Origin of the sequence: Gordonia sp. NPDC003585, assembly GCF_040610755.1 — a bacterium.
Taxonomy (GTDB): domain Bacteria; phylum Actinomycetota; class Actinomycetes; order Mycobacteriales; family Mycobacteriaceae; genus Gordonia.
The window spans coordinates 1-5,216 of record NZ_JBEXMX010000154.1 but is presented as its reverse complement, the minus strand read 5'-3'; the positions used below and the strand labels follow the sequence as shown (position 1 = coordinate 5,216).

The following is a 5,216-nucleotide window of genomic DNA, read 5'->3' as shown; positions in this document are numbered from 1 at the left end:
CCTCCACGCGATCCACCACACCGAGGCCAAACAGACGGCCGCGGCCGCTGCGGCGACCAAACCGTCGGCACGGTCGGCGCCGGCACAGGTCCGCGCCAACACTCCGCTGCGTGCGGCCGTCCAAATCCGCCGGATCGATCCCTGGGCGACGTTCAAGATCGCCGCGGTGCTCTCGGTCATCGGCTTCATCATCTGGATGATCGCGATCGCCGTGCTCTACCTCGTGCTCGACGGCATGGGCGTCTGGGACCAGGTGAACAACTCCTTCGGCACCCTCGTCACCGCCGACGGTTCGGCGAGCGAAGGCGACATCGTGAGCGCCACAACCGTGTTCGGTGCGTCGGCGTTGCTAGGCGCGGTCAATGCCATCCTCATCACCGCTCTGGCCACCATCGGGTCCTACATCTACAACATCTGTGCCGACCTCGTCGGTGGCGCCGAGGTCACACTCGCCGACCTGGACTGACGGCGGACCCGTCGGAAATCTGTACCTGGGAGGCCGACCAAGTGCACAGTGCATGTGGTGGGGTCGAGACGTACAGCTTTCCTACGGAGTGGCGATCGCGTTCGGGCATTCGGGTCGAGAGCCCCGCGGTGACGGTCACCGAAATGGTCGCCGTGGCGTGTCACCGCGCAGCGTAGGCTCCCAGGGCCCACCGACCAGCCGTTTTGCTACTTGAGCGTCGGGTCGGGTAATCTCACACCTCGGTTCAAGGGCCTATAGCTCAGGCGGTTAGAGCGCTTCGCTGATAACGAAGAGGTCGGAGGTTCAAGTCCTCCTAGGCCCACCAAGAACCAGGGGCCTTAGCTCAGTTGGTAGAGCGCCGCCTTTGCAAGGCGGATGTCAGGAGTTCGAATCTCCTAGGCTCCACCACCCCACCACGCACCTCATTCTTGCGGAATGTAACTCGTGCCGCGTCGTTCGCCAGTAAGGCGAAGCCGGCCGTCATCGACCAAACGAGAATGCTCATGGAGTCATAGCTTTTGAAAGTATGACGCGCCACGACCTCCGGGTGTAGTTGAAATCGCGAGTGAGTGTGCCACCGCGTCCGGCAAGCCTGTGCCGGTCCCTGGTGGGGACAGATTCCAAACACGCCCCACCACCGACCGCCTGGCCCCGTGCGGGTGCTCCGGCGGCTGAGCGTCCGCTCAAGCAGGTCCGGCCCTACGGTGACAGCTTTCAGCACGATAGGAGACAGCGACTGTTGCCGCGGAGCACTGCGCCCGTCGCTTGGACCGTCGTGCCCAGAGCCATGCACTCGACTGTGACTGGGCACACACCTGTGGATGCCGGGATGAATTCCACATTTGATCTGATGTAGCGTCGCGCTCAGAGTGTTTCAAGTGCAGGGCATTTGTCGTCGGGGGAACTTGCGGTGAGCAGTCGGGGGATAGGGCTATCAGCTGGGCAGGGTCTGCCTGGGTTGAGTCATGCTCGGTTCCGGTGCTGACGCGATGAAACCGACCTTGCGCTGGTTCGATGACCTCGAACCGCCGGCCGCGACACCCGACACCAGAACTGGCCGGGTCCTCGCCGACCACCTCGCCGCGGCGCGACTCGGAACTCCGCGTCCGGCCGCCACAGCACCGTCTGAACCCCAGCGTCCGGCTGCAGTGCCTGCGGCAAGGGCTGAGCGAGCTCCACAAGAGTGGGAGACGCTCTTCGAGCCCCCCAACCGCACACCACCTCGGACTGGGCGCCTGTCAGCTGTCCGCGGGGTCTGGGACGACCATCGAGGTGCGGTTCTCGCCTCTGCGGCGGCTCTTGTGGCAGTTGCGCTCATCGGAGGCCTTACACTAGCGCTGACCGGCGGCAGCGAACCTCGCGCCACGGAATCGGTTGCCGCGCAGAGTTCGACGCCATCGCCCGACGACACGATCTCGTCGACGCCCACCAACGACTGCCCGTCATCGACCCGGGGTCCGGTCACCACCGGCAACGACGCGGGAGATCAGCGGTCAGGTGCCGGTGCCATCAAGGCGTTCAACTACGCCTACTACGTCACCCGTTCCGCACGGCAGGCTCGGCTCGTAACCCTGGCCGGTGCAGTGGATTCGGAGAACGTCCTGCAGGCCATCATCGACAACGTTCGTCCGGGATCTCACCACTGCTTGGTGATCACCAGCATCGGAGAAGGCACCTACCGGGTGCGGCTCAGCGTGTTTCCGCCCACCGGCGGCGCCCCGATCGTCTACCCGCAGGTGATTCGCACCGAGTCGCTGGAAGGCAGGACGTGGATCGCGTCGATAACCAAGGACGAGGGCTGACAAGTGTTTGCCGACAACGACAATCGCTGTGCTCCCGGGGGGAGCCGCTGGAGGAGAGGAAATCACAGGTGAGCAATCAACTCGGGGACGGTCGAAGCATCGTCGGGAGGCCGACGGAGTGGGCTCGGTACGGCTGTCGTTGAGTGTCGCCGCAATGGCTGCCGCGCTGGCGACGGGTGTGGGTGCTGGTGTCGCTCATGGTGTTCCGGAGCAGGGTGGTACAACGCCGGGCGTTCCGGAGCAGGGCGGTACCACCCCGGCGCCGTCGCCGGGTAATGAGGTTCCGTTGGTGGAGCCGGGTCCAGGTTCGGTGCCGGGTCCGCCGCAGGAGGCGCCGTATCAGCCGTATGTGCCTGAGGTGATTGATTATGGAGATCGGTATTCGCCGGTGCCGAATCGTCCGTTGACCGCGCCGAAGCCGGTGGCTCCGGTGCGGCCGATTGCGCCGCCGCCGAACAAGATTCGTATCGGCAACTTCATCACCGACATCCCGCAGGGCATGAGTGTTCGAGATGTGAACTCGATCAATGCGTGGTCTGCGTATGGGGAGTCGAAGATCGCACAGGGTTTGATTTCGGTAGGCGTGCCCAAGGATGAGGCGAGTCGTCAGGCTGCGTCGACGATCATCGGTGTGATGGCCGGTGGCACGGTCGCGGTGGGTGCGACGGTGGCTGCGGCGGCTGTGGGTGGGCTCGCGGGTGCCGCGGTCGGCGCGGGCATTGGTGCGGCGGTCGGGCTTGCAATCGAGCCGCTTGCGCCCTGGCCGTTCGTCGGTCCGGGTGCCCTGATTGGCGCTGGTGTGGGCGCGGTGACGGGTGCTGCGTTGCTGGGTGTTCCGGTGGCGGTGGTGGGTTTGGCGGGCACGGTGGCTGCTGGTGTTGTGGCGTACACGTTGGGTGCGGGGGATCCGGGGGCGAATCCGCGGGCGCCGTGGCAGCAGAACCCGGGTCCCAAGCATGCGTTGCCGAATCCGGAAGGGAACCAGTTTGTGCTGACCCTGGGTCCTGATGAGGCCAAGCGTGCTGGGTTGCCGGCGGTGAGTTATGTGGTGAACAAGCGTGGTGATGTGAGCGGCAATATCGCCGGCCAGAAGTTCGGGTGGTCGGTGGAGCAGGCCACTGCCCCGTATCGGGTGTTGGGTCCGCAGGTCGAGCAGAGTGCTCGCGCTCTGACGAAACAGGGTGCGGCAGCACTGAAATCCGTGGTGCCCGGTGTGAACATCGCGTGGCCACAAGAAGCACGACCGAACTGAGGAGACCTCGAATGGTGCGCAAGAGTGCAGTCGTATCGATCGCAGTGGCCGTCATGGCCATGCTGTTTGGTGCCGCCCCGGCGCGAGCCGACCGTCCCCTCGGCAACATCGCGATCTACAGTCCGATCATCGCGACAGTCGGTGATCATGACTACTGTCGTGGTTCGTTCGACGTGGGACTCTCCTCGAAGAGTCGGAAGCCGGGCGTCGTCAAAGTCACACTGACCTCTCGAGGCTTCACCGGAAACGGCCGTGGATGGACGCGAAATCCACAGTGCCGATTTCTGATCGGAATCACCGCTTTGGGGAGTCGGGCCTTCTATCGTGACTATTGGATTCCGGCGGCCTTTGGTCCTCGACCTGGACAGAAGATCGTGCGCGAGGTGATGACGGGTTCCGGGCTGAGCACGGTCGCCGTTCAAACCTACGTGTCCAAGACTACGGTCCGGACACCCCAATCGCTAAAGACGGCTTTCTACTTGATCGTGCCGTGACCCAGCCACCACCCTGGCCCGAGCGTCCGGTCATCGTGCGGCACCGCCGGTGGTGTCGGCACCTCGGTGATCGCGGCGCTGCTCGCCGATCACCGTGCCGCAACCACTCTGGGCGAATCGTCGTGGTGGATCGACGCCGCCGGCAACGACGGGATCTCGAACTCCGCATGCGTGCGGGCGGCGACCCCGACCTCCTGCGGTCGACGTTCGGCACTGGTCTGTACCTCGCGCACGACGAGGACACGATCAGCGAAAGCGTCGCCTACGCGTGGGGTCAGGGCGCAGTGCCGGTGGTCGACGCCGGTGCCCGCGCCCTGTCGGTGCTGCCTGATCTTGCCGAAGGTCCGTTGGCGCAGCACATGATTCCGGTCCTCGTGCTGAGTCCGCGGCCCGACTTGCTGAACCGTGCACGCATCTACCTCGACCAGTGGCAACGCATGGGCGTGCTGAGTAGGACGATCATCGTGATCAATCCTCAAGTGCCCGATATCGATCCGCGTCCGCTGCAAGATCTCGTGGTGGCGGCCGTGGCGGGCGAGGTGGCCGGCGTGATCGCTCTCGAGTACGACCCGGTCCTCGGCGCCGGAACCGGACTCGACCGTTCCGCTCAGGAGAACCTGGCCCAGTCGACACGGGATGCCCTGCGCGAGTTGGCGATTGCGTCCGGAAGTCGGCCGTAGGTTACACGACGGCGGATCAGCTACCGCTACGGATCCACCAGTAGACGATCAAGCCGACCACGAACACGAATACGTAAAGGGAGCCGACCACGATGGCCGCGACCGCATATGGCCGGCCCTCTTCTCGTGAGCGGCCAATGTCGATCACGGACTTGTAGCCCAGGCCGATACCGATCAGCGCCGTGATGCCCAGCATCGACAACACGAGCGCCCAGATCGCCATCCGGTTGACGCGGCGTCGGGCTTCTGGTGGTGCGGCGGGTCGTCGGTTGTCGGCCGGCTTGGCCAGGTTCGGGCGCACGGGTTCCTCCGGAGCAGCATCGATCGGGGAATCACGGTCGGGGTCAGAGCGCACCGCTGAGTACGCAAGCGCCGACTTGTCGCCTGCCGGCTTGTCGAGACCGCGACCGGCAGGTTCTGGTCGCGAAGAGGGTGCGGGCGCCAAGTCGTTGTCGTCGTCGTCGAACGGATCGAGACGCTCGTCGGGTCCGTCCGACGAACGCGAGCCCAGGGCACTTGTCG

6 protein-coding genes and 2 tRNA genes are annotated in these 5,216 nt (G+C 64.9%); 7 read left to right on the top strand and 1 reads right to left on the bottom strand.

Going from position 1 to position 5,216, the window contains the following annotated elements:
• From ABZW74_RS23915 to ABZW74_RS23885, 7 genes are all read left to right on the top strand, one after another.
• Positions 1-466: DUF3566 domain-containing protein (locus ABZW74_RS23915; RefSeq protein WP_355279917.1), on the top strand; the 466-nt coding region annotated here is incomplete at its 5' end.
• A gap of 248 nt (positions 467-714) precedes the next feature.
• Positions 715-791 (top strand) — tRNA-Ile (locus ABZW74_RS23910).
• A 7-nt stretch (positions 792-798) separates the two neighbouring features.
• Positions 799-874: transfer RNA gene (locus ABZW74_RS23905), tRNA-Ala, on the top strand.
• An 893-nt stretch (positions 875-1,767) separates the two neighbouring features.
• Positions 1,768-2,268: a hypothetical protein gene (locus ABZW74_RS23900; RefSeq protein ID WP_355279915.1), complete on the top strand. Its 501-nt coding sequence runs from the start codon at positions 1,768-1,770 to the stop codon at positions 2,266-2,268.
• 118 nt (positions 2,269-2,386) lie between these two features.
• Complete coding sequence (locus ABZW74_RS23895) at positions 2,387-3,520, top strand: hypothetical protein (protein WP_240855534.1); 1,134 nt, start codon at positions 2,387-2,389, stop codon at positions 3,518-3,520.
• Positions 3,521-3,564: 44 nt separating this feature from the next.
• Positions 3,565-4,014 (top strand): enoyl-CoA hydratase, encoded by a 450-nt coding sequence (locus ABZW74_RS23890; protein ID WP_355279912.1) that lies wholly within the window; start codon positions 3,565-3,567, stop codon positions 4,012-4,014.
• Positions 4,015-4,139: 125 nt separating this feature from the next.
• Positions 4,140-4,694 (top strand): hypothetical protein, encoded by a 555-nt coding sequence (locus ABZW74_RS23885; RefSeq protein WP_355279909.1) that lies wholly within the window; start codon positions 4,140-4,142, stop codon positions 4,692-4,694.
• A 16-nt stretch (positions 4,695-4,710) separates the two neighbouring features.
• Here the strand turns inward: ABZW74_RS23885 and ABZW74_RS23880 are convergent.
• A partial coding sequence (locus ABZW74_RS23880; RefSeq protein ID WP_355279906.1) for a DUF4190 domain-containing protein occupies positions 4,711-5,216 on the bottom strand: 506 nt, incomplete at its 5' end.